The following is a 23537-nucleotide window of genomic DNA, read 5'->3' on the forward strand; positions in this document are numbered from 1 at the left end:
TTGTTTATTAGATTAAGGTAGATAATACCTTGTGTCATATTTTTATTTTTACAAAAATAACTATAAAGTTTTTTATACTCATTATTTTAATTAAAAACAGGATTACCGACGTTTTCTAATGGGGCAAAAACAGTACTAAGATGAAATTAAACCTATAAAGTTTCTCTTAAGTCTGCCGATAACTTGCTCATTACCGCTTATTATAAAAAGGGAAACTATGTTTAGCCGAATGAAAATAGTGACTGGATTATTATCCATTCTTCTGTTGTTTGGTGTTTTGCAATTTATCTCCGGAGGCGTTTTTTACTCAAATATTGTTGAGACAAGAAATGACCTTAATAAAACACTGATTATACAGGATCAACGTGAGCGCCTAGATGAAAGCTGGGCTAACTTACTCCAAGCTCGTAATAATATTAATCGCGCTGCGATTAGCTATTTGTTACAAGATAAAAACCTGAATGTGGATGATTCTTTGTCTGTTGACTATCTCACGGGTCTTGCTCGTAAAAATATGTCTCGTGCAGATGAAAAATTTAAAGAATTCGAAAAGAACATTACCGCTTATCAAGTTCACTCAGAAGATGATGTTCGTAGCCTGAAAGGGCGTTTTATTGAATATTTTTCTGCATTAAACCAACTGGAAATTTTACTTCAAGATAGGAATTTAAAAGATTTTTTTGAGCAACCAACGACAGGTTATCAAGATTCTTTTTATAAAGAGTACCTTGCCTATGTGATGCGTAATGAGAAGTTTAATGATGAATTAAATGTGGCATTAGAAGCCTCTCACCAACGTACTGTCATCACGATGTTTATATTGGCCATTATCGTCATTTCAGCATTAATTTTATGCTGGTTTGCGTTACGTAATGCATTGATTAGACCGCTAAATTCACTTTTATTGAGTATTAAAACGTTTTCTGAGGGTGATTTACGTCCAAATATAGAAGTTAAAGGACGTAATGAAATGAGCTTGTTGGCAAATGGACTAAAACATATGCAACAAGAGCTGATTTTAACTGTTCGTGGCGTTTATCAGAGCACAGAGAATATTTATAACAGTACCAGTGAAATTGCGGCTGGAAATAATGATCTGTCGGCTCGGACTGAAGAGCAAGTGGCTTCTTTAGAAGAAACTGCGGCCAGTATGGAACAGCTAACGGCGACAGTAAAACAGAACGCAGATAATGCTCGTCAAGCAAGTAACCTTGCTAATGATGCCTCAGATATCGCCCGTCAAGGCGGAAAAGTTGTTGCTAATGTGGTGCAAACAATGCACGACATAGCCGGAAGTTCTCAAAAAATCACCGATATCACCGCTGTGATCGATGGCATTGCATTTCAGACCAATATTTTGGCACTGAATGCGGCTGTTGAAGCGGCAAGAGCCGGTGAGCATGGTCGCGGATTTGCGGTAGTTGCCGGTGAAGTTCGTAATCTTGCACAGAGAAGTGCAGAAGCTGCTAAAGAAATAAAAACACTGATTGAAGATTCTGTAAGTCGTACTGAAACGGGCTCTGTGCTGGTTGAAAGTGCGGGTGAAACGATGACACGTATCGTGGACTCAGTAACGCGTGTTACTGACATCATGGGTGAAATCGCTTCTGCATCAGATGAGCAAAGCCGAGGTATTTCACAAGTTGGCCTTGCGGTTTCTGAGATGGATCGCGTCACTCAGCAAAACGCCTCTTTAGTAGAACAATCTGCAGCCGCGGCTGCTGGTCTTGAAGATCAAGCAGTTGCATTAACCCGTTTAGTTTCAATCTTCAAATTACCGGGTAAGGAAGAAAAAACGCTAGAAAGAAAGGAATCGGATGCAACCCCGGTAGTTAAAGCCGCTGCTCCACTTATAAAACCAGGAACCTCAGAAAAGAAAAAGAGCAGCAGTGTTGAAGATCCCGCTAATTGGGAAACTTTCTAACAACAACAAGTGGCTGACAAGCGGTGGCTTTTTACCACCGCTTTAAACGAGGTGAAGGCATGTTTAGGTTTCGCAAATTAAAGATATCCACCAGTCTATATTTATTACTGATGATGTTTTGCGTTATGCAGGTGATTTCTAGTGGTGTTTCACTGGGAATTATTCATTCGAATAACGAACAGATCACCAGAGTTGATTTAGATACATCTAAGCGAGATGAATTAGGATTAAGTTGGGCATCTTTAATACAGACACGTAATGCAATTAATCGTGTTGCAATCGCAGTGAAAACTGAACAGTCAACGGATTACATTCAATCTATTGAATCAATAGCACTTTCACGCTTGGAAACGGCGAATACACATTTTCAAAATTTCCTTGCTGATATAGACAAAGAGGCAATACCTACAGAAGAAAAAGAAATCGTTGAAGCGGTGAAAAATGATTATCGCGTTTTATACGGGGCATTAACTGAATTACATAGCATGTTGAAGAACAATAACTTCCAAGGTTTTTTAGAACAACCAACAGAACGTTATCAAACCGCAATGGAAAATTCATTTAATACTTACATGAACTATGTTCAAACAGAAATTACAGATTCTATTGAGCAAGGGCATCGTGCCTATACTATTGCTGTCTTGATGTTTATCGGTGCAATAGCGATGGTAATTGTCGTATCAATCGCGGCTCATCGTTGGCTAAGTTTTAATATCATTAAACCTTTCGCGAGTTTAAGCCGTTATTTTAACGATGTTGCGACAGGTAAATTAAATCGTGAAATTCTTGTGTTTACGGATGATGAAATAGGGGATGTATTTAGACAATTACGAGATATGCGTGGTGAACTTGCACGCTCTATTCGTATTGTTCGAGATAACAGCCATGCAATGTATTCCGGGATCCAAGAGATTTCAAAAGGAAACACGGATTTATCCTCTCGAACTGAACAACAAGCGGCTTCATTAGAAGAAACGGCGGCGAGCATGGAAGAGTTAACAGCAACTGTGAAACAGAATGCCGATAACGCTTTACAAGCAAGTAAGTTAGCCGAGTCGGCTTCTGGAACAGCTATGCGTGGCGGTGAAATTACGCACAGTGTTGTTGAAACCATGGATGCGATTACACAAAGTTCTCAAAAGATAGGAGCTATTATCAGTGTGATTGATGGTATTGCGTTCCAAACCAATATATTAGCACTTAATGCGGCAGTTGAAGCTGCTCGCGCAGGTGAACAAGGACGTGGATTCTCTGTTGTTGCAGGGGAAGTGCGTAATCTTGCTCAGCGTAGTGCTGATGCTGCAAAAGAAATTAAGTTATTGATTGATGAATCTGTTTTACGTGTCTCTCAAGGTTCTCAGCTTGTCAATAACGCAGGGCAGACAATGGAGGAACTCGTTACATCAGTAAATAAAGTCACTGAACTTATGGCAGAAATTGCCTCAGCTTCTGATGAACAAAGCAGAGGTATTCACCAAGTCGCTGATGCAGTCAGTCAGATGGATCAGGTGACACAGCAAAACGCTGCTTTGGTGGAGCAATCAGCATCTGCGGCCGCAGCATTAGAAGATCAGGCTAATAACCTTGTTAATGCTGTATCGGCATTCGAGTTGCCTGACACGGATGAGAATCAATCTTCTCAATCCTTAGCGGGTAATGGGTTGAAAAAAGCAGATAAAAAATCATTTTTTAAAAAGACCCATTAAAAAACAATGAAACGTAATGTTACTGAAGTCTTATCAGATATCGCTGCTCAACCGTTGGATATTTTTACTCAACGGTTCATGTTGTCCGATGATCAGTTCCAATCACTATGCCAATTGATTTATCAAAAGGCAGGTATTGTGCTGACTAACAACAAAAGGGAGATGGTTTATAACCGTCTCACTAGGAGGTTACGTGAATTACGGATGAATAACTTTGGTGACTATCTTGCGTTTCTTAAAAGTGATGTACGCAACCCTGAATGGCAAGAGTTTGTTAATGCATTAACGACCAATCTCACTGCATTTTTCAGGGAAGCGCATCATTTTCCTATTTTGGCAAAACATGCCAAAAAAAGAGCAGGAGGCGTCTATCGAGTATGGTGTGCAGCTGCATCTACTGGAGAAGAACCTTATTCAATTGCGATGACTTTACGCGATGTTTTTGGAAATAATCCTTATAAATCTAAAATCATTGCCAGCGATATCGATACAAATGTGTTGGATAAAGCACGAAAAGGTGTTTACCGACAAGAAGAGCTTAAAACATTAAATGATGAATATTTGAAAAAATATTTTCTCAAAGGTGTCGGCGATTTTGATGGATACGTGAAAATTAGACAACAAATTAGCGAGATGGTCTCTTTTCAGTATTTAAATTTACTCGACAAGCAATGGGATTTAGAAGGTGGTTTTGATGCGATATTTTGTCGTAATGTCATGATTTATTTTGACAAAGCGACACAGCAAAACCTACTTAATCGCTTTACCTCATTACTTAAACCAGACGGAATGCTATTTGTTGGGCATTCTGAAAATGTAAGCCAGCTTAGCAAGGATTTCTACTTGCATGGGCATACCGTTTACGGGCTGACACCAGCAAGGAGAGGTTATGAATAAAATAACGGTACTCTGTGTTGATGATTCGGCGCTAATGCGTCAAATCATGCGAGAAATCATCAACAGCCATAGCGATATGGAAGTTGTTGATTGCGCACCAGATCCTATAGTGGCTCGTGACTTGATAAAAAAGTACAACCCACAGGTATTAACGTTAGACGTTGAAATGCCACGTATGGATGGTATTGATTTCTTGGAAAAACTGATGCGATTAAGACCAATGCCGGTCGTGATGGTTTCATCATTAACAGCAAAAGGCTCAGAAGTGACGTTAAAAGCGTTAGAACTGGGTGCTGTTGATTTTGTGACTAAACCCCAGCTTGGTTTGCGTGAAGGTATGCTGGCTTATAGTGAACTGATTGCCGAGAAAATTCGTGCTGCAGCACTGGCACGAATTAGTCGTCGAGAAGTACAAGCTCCGCCTTCTAAATCATTGTCATTTACACCGATGATTTCGAGTGAAAAGTTGATTGCAGTAGGCGCATCAACTGGTGGCACAGAGGCTATTCGTAATTTTCTAGAACCTTTACCCGTTACAAGCCCTGCGGTATTAATTACACAACATATGCCAGCAGGGTTTACACACTCATTTGCAGAGCGGCTCAATCGTTTATGTCAAATTAGTGTAAAAGAAGCAGAAGACGGCGAACGTGTATTACCTGGGCACGCATATGTTGCGCCAGGTGATTTTCACATGGAGCTTCGTCGTAATGGTGCAAATTACCAAATACATATTAATAAAGAGCCTGCGGTAAACCGTCATCGCCCTTCTGTCGATGTCTTATTTAGGTCTGTCGCAAAATATGCTGGACGTAATGCTATTGGCGTTATTTTAACCGGAATGGGCAGTGATGGTGCGGCAGGATTATTAGAAATGCGTAGTGCAGGTAGTTATACCTTTGCACAAGATGAAGCGAGTTGTGTCGTCTTTGGCATGCCTCGTGCTGCGGTTGAACTGGGCGCAGTGGACGAGGTGAAAAGTATAAGCTCGATGAGCAAAGCGGTACTGATGAAAATCAGTAGCACGCAATCATTGCGTATCTGATTAAGTTCAGTTTAAAAAGCAATACAGTAATTTGCCGATATATTTTGAAGGAGTTTTCAATGGCAAGTAAGGATCTGAAATTTTTAGTGGTTGATGATTTTTCAACAATGCGCCGCATAGTTCGTAATTTGCTAAAGGAATTAGGATTTACGAATGTAGATGAAGCAGAAGATGGTGCCGACGCGTTAGCTAAATTACGCAATTCGACAATTGATTTTGTGATTACAGACTGGAACATGCCAAATATGGATGGTCTAGAGCTTCTGAAAAATATTCGTAGCGACGCAGGATTAGCAGCAACACCCGTATTAATGGTGACGGCTGAAGCTAAAAAAGAAAATATCATTGCAGCGGCGCAAGCGGGTGCAAGTGGATATGTTGTTAAACCTTTTACAGCAGCAATTCTTGAAGAAAAACTAAATAAAATTTTTGAAAAACTGGGCATCTAAGGAGTCGCAATGAGTGGGAATCCAATTATGCCGAAAGATAATATTGAAATGACATCTGATATTATCAGCCGGATCGGACAATTGACGCGGATGTTACGCGACAGTTTGCGAGAATTAGGATTGGATAAAGCAATAGCCGAAGCAGCAGAAGCCATCCCTGACGCTAGGGAACGACTGGACTATGTTGCTCAAATGACCGCTCAGGCAGCTGAGCGTACATTGAACTGTGTCGAAGCGGCGCAACCTAAACAGGATGCACTAAGCTCCGATGCGAGTAAGCTTACTGAACGTTGGGACCTATGGTTTGAACAGCCAGAAGAGCTGAAAGATGTACGCTCTCTTGTTACCGATACCCGCAATTATTTGCGGGATATCCCTGAGAGTACGGCTTTTACTAACAGTCAGTTATTGGAAATTATGATGGCACAAGATTTCCAAGATCTGACAGGTCAGGTGATTAAACGCATGATGAGTGTTGTTCAAGAAATTGAAAAACAACTCGTCATGGTATTAATGGAAAACCTGCCACCAGAGCAACTTGAAAAGTCGAATGTGAAAAAAGAGACAGATTCTTTATTAAATGGTCCACAGGTAAATAAAAACAATGCCGGTGTGATCAAAAATCAAGATCAAGTTGATGATTTACTGGAAAGTATGGGTTTTTAACCTGCTGATGAGTTTTAGGGCGATAAGGACGTTGAGATATACAAAACGTATTCGCTCTAGGCTCTGCTCTTTTAGGATGATGTACTTTATGGATAAAAAATCACGTAATAATGCTTTGATAGCCCATGCTATCGAAGAAAATGTAAGCCGCTTTTTTTAAGCGGCTTCAGACGTTGGGTAAATAAACACCAATGGGAGAAAAACACTAATTTTACTGTAAATTGCGCCGATCCCTCTATAATCATCGGTCATATTGGCAAAGTTTCTATTTTTATCATCAAGTTATTTTCTTAAGATTTCCCGTCATAGCCCAAAAAGCCCCGTAAATTTGCGATTGTTCAGCCCATCAATTTTCTCTGAATTTGTCATGCTTAGCATCATTTCATTCATGCATTTAATCTCATTATCTAAATCGGACAGACTGTGGCTGAAGATAGCGATCTCGAAAAAACAGAGGAACCCACACCCCATAAACGGGAAAAAGCTAAAAAGGATGGGCAAATTGTCCGTTCTAAAGAGCTTTCATCCGTTTTAATGATCTTAGGTGGTGTGAGTTTGCTGTGGATGAGTGGTGGGTTTATCACTCGTGGGCTACATGCCATGTTAACGGAAGGATTTACGTTTAATCATCATCTTATCGGTAATGAGAATTTGTTGATCCCTCGATTTGGTAGCTTAATTAAACAAGCCGTTTTTGCGCTATCCCCTGTATTTTTGGGCTTAGTCTTGGTAGCAATCGGGGGGTCTGCTTTACTGGGTGGCATTAATTTTAGTAGCAAATCCATTAAGTTTGATCCCAAAAAATGGAATCCTATTTCTGGATTAAAACGTATTTTTTCAATGAATGCGTTAGCTGAATTATTTAAAGCAATACTAAAATCGACATTTGTGGGACTCGCGGCAACCATTTTCTTATGGCATAACTGGAACGATATTCTCCATCTGATCACGCTTCCGCCACTGAGCGCCTTAGCCAATGCAATGAAGCTACTGATTTTTGCCGTTTATATCACGGTTTTTATGCTGATACCGATGGTGGCATTCGACATTATTTTCCAAATCCGTAGCCATTTGAAAAAGCTACGTATGACTCGTCAAGAAATTAAAGACGAATTTAAACAGCAAGAGGGTGATCCTCAACTGAAAGCGCGTATTCGTCAGCAACAGCATGCGATGTCTCGTAACAGAATGATGGCGGATGTGCCTAAAGCCGATGTTATCGTCACAAACCCAACACACTATGCCGTTGCATTGCAATATAACGACAAAATGACTGCGCCAAAAGTATTAGCCAAAGGTGCAGGCGAGATTGCACTAAAAATCAAAGAGATTGGTGCTGAACATCGAATTCCGCTGCTAGAAGCACCACCGCTTGCTAGGGCGTTATATCGTCACAGTGAAATAGGCCATGTAATACCTTCAACCCTTTATGGTGCGGTTGCAGAGGTACTTGCGTGGGTTTATCAACTGAAACGATGGAAAACCGAAGGTGGTTTAAAACCTAAACAACCTATGAACTTGCCAGTGCCTCCCGCACTGGACTTTGCTGGAGAAGATAATCGTCATGGCTAATTTGGCCTCATTACTCCGCTCGCCGGGAAATTGGAAAAGTTCTCAGTGGCAGATACTGGCTGGGCCAGTGCTTATCTTATTGATACTGTCAATGATGATATTGCCATTGCCAGCTTTTCTATTGGATTTATTATTTACCTTTAATATCGCGCTTTCCATTATGGTGCTGTTGGTGGCAATGTTCACTAAACGCACATTGGATTTTGCTGCTTTCCCAACTATTTTGTTGTTTACCACGTTACTCCGTTTATCGCTAAACGTTGCTTCAACACGTATCATTTTAATGGAAGGACACACTGGCTCTGCCGCAGCTGGGCGTGTTGTTGAAGCCTTTGGCCATTTCCTTGTCGGCGGTAATTTTGCCATTGGTATTGTCGTCTTTATCATCCTAATTTTAATTAACTTTATGGTTATCACTAAGGGTGCGGGACGTATTGCGGAAGTGGGTGCACGCTTTGTGTTAGATGGAATGCCAGGGAAACAAATGGCAATCGATGCTGACTTAAATGCGGGTATTATTAACGAAGATGAAGCGAAAAAACGTCGTAAAGAAGTTTCATTAGAATCTGATTTTTACGGTTCAATGGACGGTGCAAGTAAGTTCGTTCGTGGTGATGCGATCGCGGGCTTAATGATCCTTGTGATTAACGTCGTGGGCGGTTTAATTGTGGGTGTTGCTCAACACAATATGCCCTTAAATGATGCCGCAAGTACGTACACCCTATTAACCATCGGTGATGGTCTGGTTGCTCAAATCCCTGCATTAATTATCTCAACGGCAGCGGGTGTTATCGTGACTCGTGTTGCCACAGATGAAGATGTTGGGCAACAAATGGTCACCCAACTCTTTAATAATCCGCGTGTGCTGATGTTAACCGCAGGGGTATTAGGCCTGTTAGGTTTAGTGCCGGGAATGCCAAACTTTGTCTTCTTATTCTTCACGATAGCGTTAGCGGGATTAGGTTGGTATATCTTACGTCGTGATGCTAATCCTGATGTACAACAACAAAAAGAGATGGAGCAAGTTGAAAAGCAAAATCGGGTTGTTGAAGCGTCATGGGAAGATGTACAACTAGAAGATCCATTAGCGATGGAAGTGGGATATCGCTTAATTCCAATGGTAGATAACCGCCAAAATGGGGAGTTATTAGGCCGAATTAGTGGTATTCGTAAAAAGTTTGCTCAAGAAACCGGTTATTTACCTCCTGTTGTGCATATTCGTGACAATATGGAATTAAGACCTTCTTCTTATCGTATTTTAATGAAAGGGGTGGAAATTGGTCATGGTGAAGCGCACCCTGGTCGTTGGTTAGCAATTAACCCCGGTAATGCGGTGGGATCTTTAGAAGGGGATATTACCCAAGAGCCAGCCTTTGGTTTACCCGCAGTTTGGATTGATGACAGCTTAAGAGAGCAAGCACAAGTTCAAGGTTATACCGTTGTGGCAGCCAGCACCGTTATTGCAACACACTTTAATCATGCATTAACAAAATATTCCTCTGAGTTGTTTGGCCGTCAAGAAGCACAAATGTTATTTGATAGGGTCAGTAAAGAACTCCCTAAAATGACAGAAAATATGATCCCAGATATGCTTTCACTTACGGTATTACATAAGGTATTGCAAAATTTACTTTCTGAGCAAGTGCCTATTCGTGATATGAGAACCATATTAGAAGCGCTAGCAGAACATGCTCCTGAGCAGAAAGATCCGGCTGAATTGACGGCAGTTGTTCGTGTTGCACTTCGTCGAGCCATTACGCAACACTGGTTTGGTGATCAAGATGAAATTCAAGTGATTGGCTTAGATGCCAGCTTAGAACGTATTCTTGTTCAAGCAATGCAAAGCGGGGGAGGATTAGAGCCTGGGCTTGCTGAAAATATTGAGCAACAAGCAGCAGATGCAGTGCGTCACCAAGAGATGTCAGGTGGTGCGCCAGTATTATTAGTGAATCATACATTGCGTTCACTACTTTCACGCTTCTTACGACGTAGCTTGCCACAATTAGCCGTATTATCGAATATGGAAGTGAGTGAAGGTCGCCGTATCCGTATGACGTCAATGATTGGTGGGCAGCCTCATTAATCAGCAGTAAGATATCTTTCAGTTAAAAAGGTCACTTTATAAAGTGGCCTTTTTTTATACTTATAGCGTGGGGCAATGGAGGGAATGAACCTTGCCAATGATTATGCTTAATAAGAAGAAAGGAATGGCAGCATATGTTATCTAGTGATGATAAGCGTGGACGCAGAATAATGAATAAAGTATAGCCTAGCCTAGCCATAACATCTTATGTGTTATGAAGAGGGAGTGTTAATAAAGCGGCAAATAGAAGAAATAAAACAAAGAGAATATTTGGGGTAAGAATTAACGGATGTTGTGGAAAACGGAAGACTATTTGAGTTTAATAGATAAAACAAAACGCCATCATGATTGATGGCGTTATCTGTTTTTTATCAGTTTTGAGAACACTAAACCTGAATTTTACGTCCTGCTAATAACGAACGCTGTGCTTGTCCATCAGAACCATAAAGGGTCGGACTGTGGTTTTTCTGCAAAAAACGGATAGTGTCACTATTACGAGAAATATGTTGCTCTAACAGTAATCCATTATGTTGATTAAGATGTTTTAGTTCCGCCGAAATATCCATTATCTGGTTCCATAAATCAGACAGGAAAGGCAACCCTATATAAGGTTTTTCTACACCGGCTTGTAAGCTTTGCGTATGACGCTGTTGGTCTGTATGACCTAAAGCCGATAAGACAAAATTCTTCTGTTCAGTCATTTCATGAAGTGCATTGATATCAATGCTACCCGCGCATAATAACTGTTGTTCAGCACGTAAAATACCCGCAATGGTATTGAGCTGTGATAACTGAAGATCTAAAGTCTGGCGGAGTTCTTCCATCATAATCACTAAAATATTATTGAGTTATGCTTTCAGCAGCTTCACGGAAAAGTGCATCCGCGATTTTACCACTGTCCATGGTTAATGTTCCGTTGGCAATTGCTTCTTTTAAGCGAGCAACTTTCTCAACGTCAATGTCTTTGTTTCCAGGTTGAACAAGTTTTTTCTGTGCTTCACTTAATTTAACAGAAGTGTCGCCTGTTGCAGTTTTTTGTTCAGTTGTTCCCGATTTGCGTGTGCCTTGTGAAATTTCACTTGGGTTACGTTGTGCAATAGCGTTAATCGGGAGCAGTGGATTTGCGCGTTCAATACTCATAGGAAAATCCTTTGTTAGGCATCAATTAATAGTCAGATGAAGCCATTGTAAAACAACCTATGTGTTTTCGCCTATCATCTTGTTTCTTTATATCGGCTGTTGAATCAAAAACTTTAATCTTAGTATTACTCGTCATACTTCAAGCCGTAGCGTTGTTGACCGCACTCACTCGCATTAGTCCCATTACTCGTCATACTTCAAACCGTAGCGTTGTTAACTGCACTCACTCACACTAGTCACATACTGATGTATGCTTCTAGCGATTCGTTCATTTGTCGCCTAGCTACATCTTGAATTATTTAGAGTAAAAAAGCTTAGAGTAAAAAGTATGTAAACGAATCTAAAGTCTTATTCAAAATGTGACATCGATAAACGTAATACAAGAGAGTTTACCTTGGCTTGTCATAACTGAAACGGGTAACAAGCAATTCAATATAGGCTTATTCTGCTTATCAGTTTTTAATCGATTAAAGTGGAATGCGAACAGAGCCATTTTCAAGGGCTTCACCAGTGACAATTTGGCCTGATTTTACTCTGACTCTGATCGTTTCATTGGCGACAGCATTATTAATGGCTTTGCCTTCATAACGAATTTGAAAGTGAGGGCCTTGTGCAAATACGGTAACCGTTTGACCCGCAAGAATAGCCCAAGGACGGCGAACCATGGTAGATGTTAAGGGTTTTCCTGCCGAGATTTGTCGCATCGCAATGGCATTTTTGATTGATGCTGGATCACGTAATACATCATAAGGTAATTTTTCTAACTCACCGGTTGCCATACTGATAGAAGAAGCTTCAATCGAATCATCACGATTAATGTCCTTTTTAGCGATGAGATATTCACCATTGACACTCACATCAATTTGAATAAAACGGCGTTGGTTATCGCATTGGATAGGTATCGAAAGGCGCCCCCAATTGCGAGAGCCAGAATGACGTTGGATCTCTTGGGTTTGGCATACGGGCCATTTCTCTTCAGGTGTTAAAATATTGACAGTGACTTTATCGCCTTGTTGGTGAAGTGCAACAAAGAAGTCTTGCAGTTCTTCAGGGAGTGATTTAGCGAAACTCACATTCACCATAAAGAAAAAAGAAAATAGACCGATAAGAATTCTAACTGACATAATTTTTATCACCTTACTAAGTTTATAGGCTAATTGTGCATTTGTGCTTATTTAGCAAGAACAGTGTACATCGTCTTCACATGCCTTAAACGCATAAATAGCAATCCAATTTACGCCTATTCCTCCAATCATCTTTTTTTTGAGCGTTTATTCTGTCAACTGAAATTGTTTTATCAGCTGAGGTAAGTGGCTTAGCCACCAAGGATAGAAGATGCTCGATAAATTAGAAAATACGTTTCATTTTCAACAAGAAGCGCTCTCAATACGCAATCAACGCCAAGAAATTCTTGCTGCGAATATCGCTAACGCAGATACCCCAGGCTTTCAGGCTCGCGATATTGATTTTGCTTCGGAGTTGAAGAAAACCATAGAAAACGGACGTACTGGTACGCATGGTATGCAATTGGCGATGACATCAGAGCGCCATATTCCGATTAAACCCGGTTACCGCTTAGAAGCGGATTTACTCTATCGCGTTCCTCATCAAACTGCGATGGATGGTAATACCGTGGATATGGACATGGAACGTAGTAATTTTGCTGACAATAGCCTTAAGTATCAGGCTGATGTGACATTTATTAACTCGCAAGTTAAAAGCATGATGGCCGTATTGCAACAAGGATAAAGAGCATGTCTTTATTTAGTATTTTCGATATTTCAAGTTCAGCACTTTCAGCGCAATCACAACGTTTAAACGTGAGTGCCAGCAATATGGCAAACGCCGACAGTGTTGCGGGGCCAGATGGCGACCCTTATCGTGCAAAACAAGTTGTTTTTCAGGTTAATGCGCCTGCCGGTCAAGAGATTGGTGGTGTTCGTGTGACTGAAGTTGTTGATGATCCAGCTCCTTTCCGTATGGAGTATCAGCCAGGACATCCTTTTGCCGATGAAAAAGGCTATGTGCGTATGCCGAATGTTGATGTGGTAGGTGAAATGATTAACACCATCTCTGCTTCTAGAAGTTACCAAGCTAACGTTGAAGTCATGAACACGGCAAAATCGCTGATGCAGAAAACATTGATGATAGGTCAATAGGGGGAATAAATTGTGGGTATTTCGTCCTCAATGAATGAACCTTATGATAATACTATTATCGGGGAAGCCCCTTCGTCATACCACACAAAAAAAGGGGGTAGTGATGATATTAAAGGGAATTTCCTGACTCTTCTCATCACTCAGATGAAAAACCAAGATCCAACAAACCCAATGCAAAATAATGAGCTAACGTCGCAGTTGGCGCAGATTTCAACGGTTGAAGGCATTGAAACACTGAATAAAACCGTGAATAACATTGTTGGGCAAATTGACCAAAGCCAAGCATTACGTGCTTCTTCATTAGTCGGGCGTGGTGTGATGGTTTCTGGGAATAAGATTGTTGTCTTTCAGCCAACCGACGGTAAAGATGGCGCTGAAAAACCTGGTGAGGGTGATCCTACAACACCTGACACTCAAAATGAAAAAACACGCCAGCAAATGGGAACGTATAAAGCAGATGATACTGACCCAAATACCCCTAGCGATGAACACCTTTTTTCAACCCCTTTTGGGTTTGAATTACTCAGTCCAACGGATTCTCTTACGATAAACATCACCAATAACAGTGGTGTGACCGTACGTACAATCAATATGGACAAAAAGATGCTACCGGATGTTTATAACTTTTCTTGGGATTGTACGGATGAAGATGACAATCCTGTTCCACCAGGCAGTTATAAATTTACCGTTAACGCCACGCTTAATGATGCTCAGGTCCCTGTTAAGACACTGAATTATGCGCTGGTGAATAGTGTATCCATGGTAGATGGTGGTGCCCGCCTTGATGTTGGCTTAGGTAATACCGTTTCATTGGATGAAATTCGTCAGGTTCTTTAACTAACACATATTCAACTTGGAGGGCGCATGTCCTTTTCACAAGCAGTAAGTGGTTTAAACGCAGCAGCCGCTAACTTAGATACTATCGGTAACAATATCTCTAACTCCGCAACCTATGGTTTTAAAGGTGCTAACGTCTCTTTTGCGGACGTTTTCGCCGGTTCAGGTGCAGGTTTGGGGGTTAAAGTGGCAGGTATTAACCAAAACTTTAAAGACGGCAGTATCACCACCACTAACCGCCCAACCGATGTGGCCATTTCTGGTGGTGGTTTTTTCCGTATTGAAGATCAAAACGGCGGTGTTTTCTATTCACGTAATGGTGAGTTTGGTAAAAACAAAGACGGTTTCCTGACTAATATGCAAGGTATGCGTATTACCGGTTACCCAGTACAAACGGTTGACGGCAAAAATGTTGTTCAAAAAGGGGCAACACCCGCACCTATCGTTATTCCTACGGATATGATGAACGCGAGTGCAACCAATAAACTGGATATGGCCGTTAACCTGAATTCAGGTGAAGATAAGATTGATGCAGTTAAGCATCCGTTTGATCCTAAAGATAATGATTCTTATAACTTTAGTACGAACGTTACGACTTACGATAGCTTAGGTAACGAACATAACGTTAATTTATTCTTCGTGAAAACGGATGATAATAAATGGGACGTTCATGCTCAAGACAGCACTACAAATGAAGCAGCACAAAAATTAGGAACATTGGCTTATAAAGACAATGGTGTGTTAGATGAAGTTGCAACGACTATGGGTAATTTCAAAGCTGCATCTTATAAAGGTTCTCAAGCAATGGATGTTGCGCTGAACTTTAAAGGCAGTACTCAGCAAAAAGTCTCTGAATCAAGTGTGTCTAAACTGGCACAAAACGGTTACCAAGCGGGTGAATTCACTAACTTCCGTATTGAGCAAGATGGCTCAATTATGGCGACTTATTCAAACCAACAAAGCCAAGTTGTCGGCCAAATCGCATTAGCTAACTTCGCAAACGCAGGCGGTTTAAGCTCACAAGGCGATAACATGTGGTCTGAAACGAATGGTTCAGGTTCTCCTATCGTGGGTGTGGCAGGTTCAGGTGTCTTCGGCAAATTAACCAACAACGCATTAGAAGCGTCTAACGTTGATATGAGCCAAGAGTTAGTCAACATGATCGTTGCTCAACGTAACTACCAATCAAACGCACAAACCATCAAGACTCAGGATCAGATCCTGCAGACTCTGGTTAGCTTGCGCTAATAACGCCGGAAATAATCTGTTATGGATCATGTGATTTATACCGCGATGGGCGGCGCCAGACACTCGATGGAAAATCAAGCTGTCGTGGCGAACAACTTAGCAAACGCATCAACGCCAGGATTTAAAGCGCAACTTAGTGCAATGCGAGCCGTACCTGTCAATGGCGATACCTTACCGACTCGGACATTAACAGTAGCCTCAACGCCAGGTAGCGATCAAAGCCAAGGAACGATGAACTATACCGGCCGATCAATGGACGTTGCGCTAAGTGATAACGGCTATTTAGCGGTTCAACTTGACGATGGCACAGAAGCGTATACCCGAAACGGGAATATCCAACGTAACGCAGATGGCATGTTGATGGTGCAAGGGCGTTTGTTAATGGGGGATAACGGTGCAATTGAAGTACCTCCTCAAGCCAATGTCAGTATTGCCAATAACGGTATTGTGACTGCGCATGTGCCGACTGATCTCCCTAAAATGTTGGGTCAGATTGGTCGCCTGAAAATGGTCAAACCAGAGCAAAACGATTTAGTTCGTGGTGATGATGGCTTATTCCATTTATCCCCTAAAGGGACTGCGCGTGCGGGTGAAGAATTACCTGCGGATGATAGCGTGAAGGTGTTAGCTGGTGTATTAGAAGGCAGTAATGTTAATCCAGCAGAAGCCATGGTCGATATGATAGCAAACGCAAGACGTTTCGAAATGCAAATGAAGGTCATTCATAGCGCAGATGATAACGCACAACGCGCTAACCAATTGCTATCACTGAGTTAAATAGTGTAAGGGGAAAACCATGATCCGTTCTTTATGGATTGCTAAAACTGGGTTGGATGCACAACAGACAAACATGGATGTGATTTCCAACAACCTCGCAAACGTCAGCACCAATGGTTTTAAACGCCAACGTGCGGTTTTCGAAGATTTACTGTATCAGACAATTCGCCAACCTGGCGCAATGACTTCTGAACAAACTAATGCACCTTCAGGTTTGCAAATTGGTACGGGTGTTCGTCCTGTTGCGACTGAGCGTTTACATAGCCAAGGTAACTTAGCGCCAACAAACGGAACCCGTGATGTCGCCATTAAAGGACAAGGTTTTTTCCATGTTCAGTTACCTGATGGTACAGACGCTTATACGCGTGATGGTGCATTCCAAATGGACCAAAATGGCCAATTAGTCACAACCAGTGGTTTCCAAGTTGTACCTGCTATTATTTTGCCTGATACCGCAAAGAAAGTGATGATTGGTCGTGATGGTACAGTCAGTGTTGAGATGGAAGGTGATCCTGCGCCACAACAAGTAGGCCAATTGACACTAACTACCTTTATTAATGACAGCGGATTAGAAAGTGTGGGTGAAAATTTATACTTAGAAACCGCAAGTTCTGGCGCACCAACAGAGAATGCTCCCGGTATTAACGGCGCAGGCTTGTTATATCAGGGATATGTTGAAACCTCTAACGTTAACGTAGCTGAAGAGCTGGTCAATATGATCCAGACTCAACGTGCTTATGAAATTAACAGTAAAGCGATTTCGACGTCTGATCAGATGTTACAGAAACTAACGCAACTCTAATTTCGTTTGTTTATTAGCCTGACAGGACTGCCTGTCAGGCCTATTACTAAAAGAGTATCGAAGATGGATACAAAGGTCATTACTGACAATTCTGGGGCAAGAACGCTTAGTGTCAGATGGCGTCGTCATCAACGTTTAGGTACCGCCCTGTTGGTACTGACACTAGCAGGATGCGCACATATACCTAAAAAACCGTTGGTAGAAGGCGACACAACTGCAGTTCCAACGGCACCCACTGCGCCTGCACCTAATGGCTCTATTTTTCAGTCAGCTCAACCTGTTTATTTTGGTTATCAACCTTTATTTGAAGATAGACGACCACGAAATATAGGCGACACGTTAACCATTACCTTGCAAGAAAATGTTAGCGCAAGTAAAAACTCATCGGCTAATGCGAGCCGTAATGGTAAAGCTGGGTTCCTTGCTTCTATTACGCCTGGATTCTTGGAAGGATTGTTTGGTAATAGCCGTACAGATATGGGCATGGAAGGAAACAGTGATTTTGGTGGTAAGGGTGGCGCAAATGCAAATAATACCTTTAAAGGCACCATTACAGTGACTGTTGATCAGCTGCTTGCTAATGGAAATCTGCATGTTATTGGTGAAAAGCAAATTGCTATCAATCAAGGTACTGAGTTTATTCGTTTTTCTGGTGTCGTTAACCCACGGACGATCAGTGGTACAAATACTGTAAATTCAACCCAAGTTGCTGATGCGCGTATTGAATATATCGGAGACGGTTATATCAATGAAGCTCAGTCTATGGGATGGCTACAACGCTTCTTCTTAAATGTATCACCTTTTTAATGAGTAGGGTCCAGATGAAAAAAATAGCGATTAGCCTTTTCTTTATCGTGATGACATGTACCGGTTTTTCCGCCCATGCTGAACGGATCAGAGATCTCACCTCGGTGGAAGGGGTAAGAGAAAATGCGCTGATTGGTTATGGTTTGGTGGTGGGGTTAGATGGAACGGGTGACCAAACAATGCAAACCCCGTTTACCACACAAAGTCTGAATAACATGCTTTCACAATTGGGAATAACGGTACCACCAGGCACCAACATGCAACTAAAAAACGTTGCGGCGGTAATGGTTACCTCAAAATTACCCCCTTTTGGCCGTACTGGGCAATCTATTGATGTGGTTGTTTCCTCATTAGGTAATGCGAAAAGCTTACGAGGGGGAACGTTACTGATGACACCGCTTAAAGGTGTTGATAATCAGATTTACGCTTTAGCACAAGGTAACATCGTTGTGGGTGGTGCAGGTGCATCTGCGGGGGGAAATAGCGTAAAGGTTAATCAGTTAGCGGGAGGGCGTATTAGTAATGGTGCGATTATCGAGCGCGAGTTACCGTCTCAATTTGGTCAAACAGGCTTATTGAACTTACAGCTTAATGAAGAAAATTTCACACTGGCACAAAATATCTCAGATACGGTTAATAAATTGCGTGGTGTGGGGACGGCAATTCCATTAGATGCACGTACAGTTCAATTACGTGTTCCTATTGGTAAAAGTGAGCAAGTACGCTTCTTAGCAGAAGTTCAAAATCTTGAAATTAAACGCGTTGTCGCTGATGCGAAGATTATCATTAATGCAAGAACAGGTTCTGTTGTGATGAACCGTGATGTGACATTAGGAAGCTGTGCTATTGCACAGGGCAACCTTTCAGTCACGGTTGATAGTCAAGTCAATGTTAGCCAGCCAAATACCCCATTTGCGGGGGGGAGCACTGTTGTCACGCGTAATACAAGCGTGAACTTGAGTGAACAAGGTGGCTCATTACAACAAGTGAGTGCAAGTGCAAGCCTAAACGAAGTGATCCGTACATTAAATGCATTAGGTGCAACACCGACAGATTTAATGTCGATATTACAGGCAATGGAAAGCGCAGGTTGCTTACGTGCGAGATTGGAGATTATCTGATGAAAGATTTATCTCTGCTTTCTTCAATGCCGACGATGTCAGCGCCGGCGTATGACAGTAATGCATTGAATAAACTTAAATATCAGGTTGGACAGAATGCCGATCAACAAGGGCTGCGCCAAGTGGCGCAGCAACTTGAAGGCGTTTTCGTTCAAATGATGTTAAAGAGCATGCGAGATGCCATACCTCAAGAAGGTATGTTCAATTCAGAAAGCACCAAAATGTACACTTCACTTTATGATCAACAAATTGCTCAAGACTTATCACAAAAAGGCTTGGGCTTTGCTGACATGATAGAAAAACAGCTTTCTGCAAAAGTCACGATGGATCCGAGCGAAATGGCAGGAAAAACGCCAATGCCATTAGATGGCAGTGATATTTTCCAATCCTTGCCAACGCAGGCCCTAGGGCAAATTTATCGTGCGATGCAGCCTTATCAAAATGCGGTTGAAAGTACGATTGGCAAGCTTAAAGGATTATCTGAAAACAGTGCTTCTTTTGCTTCAAAACTATTAGGTCCTGCAAAACAAGCTACCGAAGGTACAGGTGTTCACCATCTATTGGTGGTTGCTCAGGCTGCACTTGAATCAGGTTGGGGTAAACGTGAAATTCTAACGGGCGAAGGTAAGCCAAGTTATAACCTGTTTGGTATTAAAGCAGGAAATAGTTGGAAAGGCCCAGTGACGAATATTATGACAACCGAAGTTATCGATGGTAAGTCAATAAAAATGCGTGATAATTTCCGCGTTTATGGTTCGTATGTTGAAGCGATTCAAGATTATCTAAGATTGATCACAGAAAGCCCTCGTTACGCCAAAGTGCCCCAAGCTCAAACCCCAGAACAAGCTGCTTATCGTATCCAAGAAGCGGGTTATGCTACCGATCCAGGTTATGCCAAAAAACTGGTTTCAATTATTGGTCAATTAAAAGGAAGCGGTGAGCAAGTTGCAAAAACTTATACTCATGATTTAAGCGATCTATTTTAATCATTTTCCCCTCAAGTTTAGAGGGGAAGAACCGATAATAAAGACCAGAGCATTCATTCCAACTTGCCAGTTATGCTCCGTGCATACGGGAGATGACTAAACGTAAAAGGATAGACAAATGTCCAACAGTTTAATTAATACAGCGATGAGCGGACTTAATGCGGCACAAGCTGCCATGAGCACTGTGAGTAATAACATCGCTAACCAAAATGTAAAGTGGTACAACCGTCAAATGACCGTGTTTAATGAAAACAGCGGCACAATGACCGGTAATGGTTATATCGGTAATGGTGTTAATGTTAGCCGTATTCATCGTGAGTATAACGAATTTCTTGCGGGTCAAATGAACCGTGCAATGGGAAAACAAAGTGCTTTAAGTAGTTATACTCAAAATATCTCACAAATCAATGATTTGCTAGCTGACAAAGGCAATGATGTTTCTACTGCCATTGACGAGTTTTTTACCAGCTTACCTAACGTGACGAATAACGCAGAAGATAATCCCGCGCGTACGACGGTGATTGGTAAAGCGGAAGCTATGGTCAATATGTTTGCTAAATCAGACCAATCATTGCGTGATTTAGAAAAAGATATTAATAGTCAGGTAAATAATACAACTAAGAATATCAATGAATATACGAAACAGATTGCTAAATTAAATAATGAAATCAGTCGTTCCAAGGGCTTTAATGGCGCTGATCCTAACGACTTATTAGACCAACGCGATCGTTTAATTCAAGAGCTAAACACCTTAGTTGATGTACAAGTCACTCAACAAGATGGGGGATTTGTTAACGTCACATTTGCTAATGGTCTGCCATTAGTGTCTGGTACGCGCTCTTATGAAGTTTCTGCTATTCCATCAAATAAAAACAGTGAACGTCTTGTTATTGGTTACAGCAATGGCATTGATGAAGTGCACGAAGTTGATGCTAAACGTATTAAAGGTGGCGAACTTGGTGGTGCTTATCGTAGCCGTGAAGAAGTGCTAGACCCAAGTCGTAATCAATTAAATCAATTAGCGTTAGTGTTGGGTGATCAATTTAATAAACAACACGAACAAGGTTTTGATTTAAATGGTGATAAAGGTAAAGAATTCTTCGAATTAGGTGGCGCTCATGTGATGCCTAACGGTAAGAATAAAGGCGATGCTAATTTTACTGTTGAATATACCAATACAAAAGAAGTAAAAGCGGCTGATTATACGGTTAAGTATGAAAGTGGTAAGTGGAATGTCACTGTCGAGCCAGGTAACCGTAAATTTGAAGCGACACCGAATGCCACAACGGGCAACTTAGAATTTGATGGCATGAGTATCAAAGTCAATGGTACACCAAAAGAAGGTGATTCTGTTGTGGTGCAATCTGTAGGTAACGTAATTGCGGGTATGAAAGTGGCTGTCACTGATCCAAGTGAAATTGCAGCTGCAGGTTCTAAAGATACGGGCCCTAGTGATAACGAAAACATGAAAAAATTGTTTGAGTTACCTGATGAAAAAATTATTGACGGAAAAACGACTATTGCTGGTGGGTACGGCTCGTTAATTAGTATGGTCGGTAATAAGGTTAACACCGCTCAAGTTGATTTTGATGCTCAGGTTTCTATTACCAAAAGTATTCAAGAACAACAGCAATCCGTTTCTGGTGTCAACATGGATGAAGAATACGGTGAAATGTATCGCATCCAAGAATATTACATGGCAAATGCGAAAGTCATTCAAACGGCAAACAGTATGTTTGATGCGATTATGCAAGTTTTCTAAGTCACCCTTCATCAGAATAAGGAATAACCTGTGCGCTTAAGTTCTAATCAAATTTTTAGCCAACGCGTGGATAATATCACCAGTTCGCAAAGTAAATGGATGACGGAAGGAAATAAAATTTCCAGTGGTCGTCGTGTAGAAAAACCCTCAGATGATCCTATGGCGGCATCTCAAGCTGTTATGGTTAAGCAATCTGAATCACGTAACCAGCAATATGCGACAGCACGTGGATTTGCAAAAAACAGTATGTCTTTGCAAATGAGCTTAGCCAGCCAAATGGTGAATATTACTACTAAAATTCAAGAAACATTGGTTGCTTCGGGAAATGATGCAACGTTAAGTGATGAAGACCGCTCATCTCTAGCTGATCAATTAGAAGGCTTAAAAGATCAACTACTGGGCATTGGTAATACGAAAGATGGTGTAGGTCGTTATATTTTTGCAGGTTTCCAATCAGATAAACCGCCTTTTGTTGCTGATGCAACGGGTAAAATCACCTATCAAGGTGGTGATCAACAAATTACCCAAAAAGTGGACAGCAATATTGAAATGGTGACTAACTTTACGGGGATTGAAACATTACAATCTTCAGGAGGCAAAGGAACCGAACCTGATATTTTTAATGCGCTAGACGGTGCTATTACCGCGTTACGTGAGCCTTTAACAGGTAAACCACAAGCAGATCGTGATGCTGCATTAGAAAAAATTGATGCTGCAAACCGTGTTAATCGTGCAACCTTAAATAATATTTCAAGTGTAGAAGCTAAATTAGGTTTACAACTTCAAGAGCTTGATAATTTAGATGATTTAGGTGCAGATACGTCTTTAAGAAACGCAAAACGCTTAAGCGAACTGCGTGAATTAGATTGGACACAAGCGATTTCAGATTATTATCAAGAAGAGTCGGTATTGCAGGCTTCTTATAAAGTCTTTAACGACATGAAAGATATGTCGATGTTCAAAATGTATCGCTAATTATTGCACTATAGCTTTAAACTATTTTGATATCTCCCCTGATATTGGTTTATCAGGGGATTTTTTTACTTACTGTAAGCACCAGCCATAACACTGAACTTTTTTTCTAGCTGAGTATCTGCATTCCAGTTGGAATGATTAGAATTTTGTTTAATAGATTCAGTTATTTTTTGCTTAATTTTACTAGGCGTAATATTGCGTAATATTGCGTAATTGAGCGACTAAAATATATTTTCTTGCTGCACTTTCAATCGTTTTTTTTGCCGACTCTGTTAAGGCAACGCCATTATCTTCACTTTTTTGTAAGTTAGCTTTGATCATAAAATCAAGAATTTCTTCATATTCGCTTTGGATTGAGGCTTGATGCATAATGGTTGATAGTTGTTCGTGTGGAGATGTGTTTGAGCTTTTATTTTTATAGTGCTTAGTTTTGGATGATTTATTTATATTCATATCGCCTCCTAACTTACATTCTTACTATTCCTGTTTATCTTAATTGATTAATAATCGTTCAGTTAGCTCAAGTGTTTAATATTTTGCTCATAAGTTTTGCTCGGGGTTTATTGTTTCTTTTTTGTCGT

At 41.1% G+C, this 23537-nt stretch carries 23 protein-coding genes; 19 read left to right on the forward strand and 4 right to left on the reverse strand.

Translation table 11 applies throughout. The annotated features are described in order from the left end of the window. The first annotated feature begins 217 nt into the window (after window positions 1-217). The 8 genes from INT04_RS05065 to flhA all read left to right on the forward strand — a co-directional run bounded on the left by INT04_RS05065 (window position 218) and on the right by flhA (window position 10342). Window positions 218-1924 (forward strand): methyl-accepting chemotaxis protein, encoded by a 1707-nt coding sequence (locus INT04_RS05065; protein ID WP_193015078.1) that lies wholly within the window; start codon window positions 218-220, stop codon window positions 1922-1924. A gap of 59 nt (window positions 1925-1983) precedes the next feature. Continuing rightward, a complete protein-coding gene (locus INT04_RS05070; RefSeq protein ID WP_193015079.1) occupies window positions 1984-3630 on the forward strand; it encodes a methyl-accepting chemotaxis protein in 1647 nt (548 codons plus the stop codon). 6 nt (window positions 3631-3636) lie between these two features. After that, window positions 3637-4527 carry a protein-glutamate O-methyltransferase CheR gene (cheR, locus tag INT04_RS05075; RefSeq protein ID WP_226893983.1) on the forward strand — a complete coding sequence of 297 codons (891 nt, stop codon included), beginning with the start codon at window positions 3637-3639 and terminating at the stop codon, window positions 4525-4527. Next, the gene (locus tag INT04_RS05080; protein ID WP_193015081.1) at window positions 4520-5572 is read left to right on the forward strand and encodes a protein-glutamate methylesterase/protein-glutamine glutaminase; all 1053 of its coding nucleotides are present in this window, start codon (window positions 4520-4522) and stop codon (window positions 5570-5572) included. Before cheR ends, INT04_RS05080 begins: the two co-directional genes overlap by 8 nt. A gap of 59 nt (window positions 5573-5631) precedes the next feature. Next, on the forward strand, window positions 5632-6021 hold the full coding sequence (gene cheY / locus INT04_RS05085; protein WP_064720384.1) for a chemotaxis response regulator CheY: 390 nt from the start codon (window positions 5632-5634) through the stop codon (window positions 6019-6021). Between the two features lie 9 nt (window positions 6022-6030). Beyond that, window positions 6031-6687, forward strand: coding sequence for a protein phosphatase CheZ (gene cheZ, locus INT04_RS05090; protein WP_193015083.1), 657 nt, complete (start codon window positions 6031-6033; stop codon window positions 6685-6687). Window positions 6688-7110: 423 nt separating this feature from the next. Then, window positions 7111-8259 (forward strand): flagellar biosynthesis protein FlhB, encoded by a 1149-nt coding sequence (gene flhB, locus INT04_RS05095; protein ID WP_193015085.1) that lies wholly within the window; start codon window positions 7111-7113, stop codon window positions 8257-8259. Further along, window positions 8252-10342 (forward strand): flagellar biosynthesis protein FlhA, encoded by a 2091-nt coding sequence (gene flhA / locus INT04_RS05100; RefSeq protein ID WP_193015087.1) that lies wholly within the window; start codon window positions 8252-8254, stop codon window positions 10340-10342. Before flhB ends, flhA begins: the two co-directional genes overlap by 8 nt. Before the next feature lie 386 nt (window positions 10343-10728). Here the strand turns inward: flhA and INT04_RS05105 are convergent, their stop codons facing one another. The 3 genes from INT04_RS05105 to flgA all read right to left on the reverse strand — a co-directional run bounded on the left by INT04_RS05105 (window position 10729) and on the right by flgA (window position 12606). Further along, window positions 10729-11166: a flagella synthesis protein FlgN gene (locus tag INT04_RS05105; RefSeq protein ID WP_226893984.1), complete on the reverse strand. Its 438-nt coding sequence runs from the start codon at window positions 11164-11166 to the stop codon at window positions 10729-10731. A gap of 16 nt (window positions 11167-11182) precedes the next feature. Next, the gene (gene flgM / locus INT04_RS05110; protein WP_193015091.1) at window positions 11183-11482 is read right to left on the reverse strand and encodes a flagellar biosynthesis anti-sigma factor FlgM; all 300 of its coding nucleotides are present in this window, start codon (window positions 11480-11482) and stop codon (window positions 11183-11185) included. Between the two features lie 467 nt (window positions 11483-11949). Beyond that, window positions 11950-12606: a flagellar basal body P-ring formation chaperone FlgA gene (gene flgA, locus INT04_RS05115; protein ID WP_193015093.1), complete on the reverse strand. Its 657-nt coding sequence runs from the start codon at window positions 12604-12606 to the stop codon at window positions 11950-11952. Between the two features lie 211 nt (window positions 12607-12817). On the opposite strand from flgA, the gene flgB reads away from it, so the two are divergent. The 11 genes from flgB to flgL all read left to right on the forward strand — a co-directional run bounded on the left by flgB (window position 12818) and on the right by flgL (window position 22956). Then, window positions 12818-13231: a flagellar basal body rod protein FlgB gene (gene flgB, locus INT04_RS05120; protein WP_193015095.1), complete on the forward strand. Its 414-nt coding sequence runs from the start codon at window positions 12818-12820 to the stop codon at window positions 13229-13231. A gap of 5 nt (window positions 13232-13236) precedes the next feature. Next, window positions 13237-13641, forward strand: a complete 405-nt coding sequence (gene flgC / locus INT04_RS05125) for a flagellar basal body rod protein FlgC (RefSeq protein ID WP_023581815.1) — start codon at window positions 13237-13239, stop codon at window positions 13639-13641. A 12-nt stretch (window positions 13642-13653) separates the two neighbouring features. After that, window positions 13654-14478: a flagellar hook assembly protein FlgD gene (locus INT04_RS05130; RefSeq protein WP_193015097.1), complete on the forward strand. Its 825-nt coding sequence runs from the start codon at window positions 13654-13656 to the stop codon at window positions 14476-14478. A 27-nt stretch (window positions 14479-14505) separates the two neighbouring features. Beyond that, window positions 14506-15726 carry a flagellar hook protein FlgE gene (gene flgE / locus INT04_RS05135; protein WP_193015098.1) on the forward strand — a complete coding sequence of 407 codons (1221 nt, stop codon included), beginning with the start codon at window positions 14506-14508 and terminating at the stop codon, window positions 15724-15726. Between the two features lie 21 nt (window positions 15727-15747). Beyond that, window positions 15748-16503, forward strand: coding sequence for a flagellar basal body rod protein FlgF (locus INT04_RS05140; RefSeq protein WP_193015100.1), 756 nt, complete (start codon window positions 15748-15750; stop codon window positions 16501-16503). 19 nt (window positions 16504-16522) lie between these two features. Further along, window positions 16523-17305, forward strand: coding sequence for a flagellar basal-body rod protein FlgG (gene flgG, locus INT04_RS05145; protein WP_072068525.1), 783 nt, complete (start codon window positions 16523-16525; stop codon window positions 17303-17305). 63 nt (window positions 17306-17368) lie between these two features. Further along, window positions 17369-18112, forward strand: a complete 744-nt coding sequence (locus tag INT04_RS05150; protein WP_193015102.1) for a flagellar basal body L-ring protein FlgH — start codon at window positions 17369-17371, stop codon at window positions 18110-18112. A 14-nt stretch (window positions 18113-18126) separates the two neighbouring features. After that, a complete protein-coding gene (locus INT04_RS05155; protein ID WP_193015104.1) occupies window positions 18127-19233 on the forward strand; it encodes a flagellar basal body P-ring protein FlgI in 1107 nt (368 codons plus the stop codon). Then, window positions 19233-20219: a flagellar assembly peptidoglycan hydrolase FlgJ gene (gene flgJ, locus INT04_RS05160; RefSeq protein ID WP_193015106.1), complete on the forward strand. Its 987-nt coding sequence runs from the start codon at window positions 19233-19235 to the stop codon at window positions 20217-20219. Before INT04_RS05155 ends, flgJ begins: the two co-directional genes overlap by 1 nt. A gap of 118 nt (window positions 20220-20337) precedes the next feature. Continuing rightward, window positions 20338-21981, forward strand: coding sequence for a flagellar hook-associated protein FlgK (flgK, locus tag INT04_RS05165; RefSeq protein WP_193015108.1), 1644 nt, complete (start codon window positions 20338-20340; stop codon window positions 21979-21981). A gap of 30 nt (window positions 21982-22011) precedes the next feature. After that, window positions 22012-22956 (forward strand): flagellar hook-associated protein FlgL, encoded by a 945-nt coding sequence (gene flgL / locus INT04_RS05170; protein ID WP_193015110.1) that lies wholly within the window; start codon window positions 22012-22014, stop codon window positions 22954-22956. A 183-nt stretch (window positions 22957-23139) separates the two neighbouring features. Here the strand turns inward: flgL and INT04_RS05175 are convergent, their stop codons facing one another. Next, on the reverse strand, window positions 23140-23409 hold the full coding sequence (locus INT04_RS05175; RefSeq protein WP_193015112.1) for a hypothetical protein: 270 nt from the start codon (window positions 23407-23409) through the stop codon (window positions 23140-23142). Window positions 23410-23537 lie beyond the last annotated feature (128 nt).

Source organism: Proteus sp. FME41 (assembly GCF_014897315.1).
GTDB lineage: Bacteria > Pseudomonadota > Gammaproteobacteria > Enterobacterales > Enterobacteriaceae > Proteus.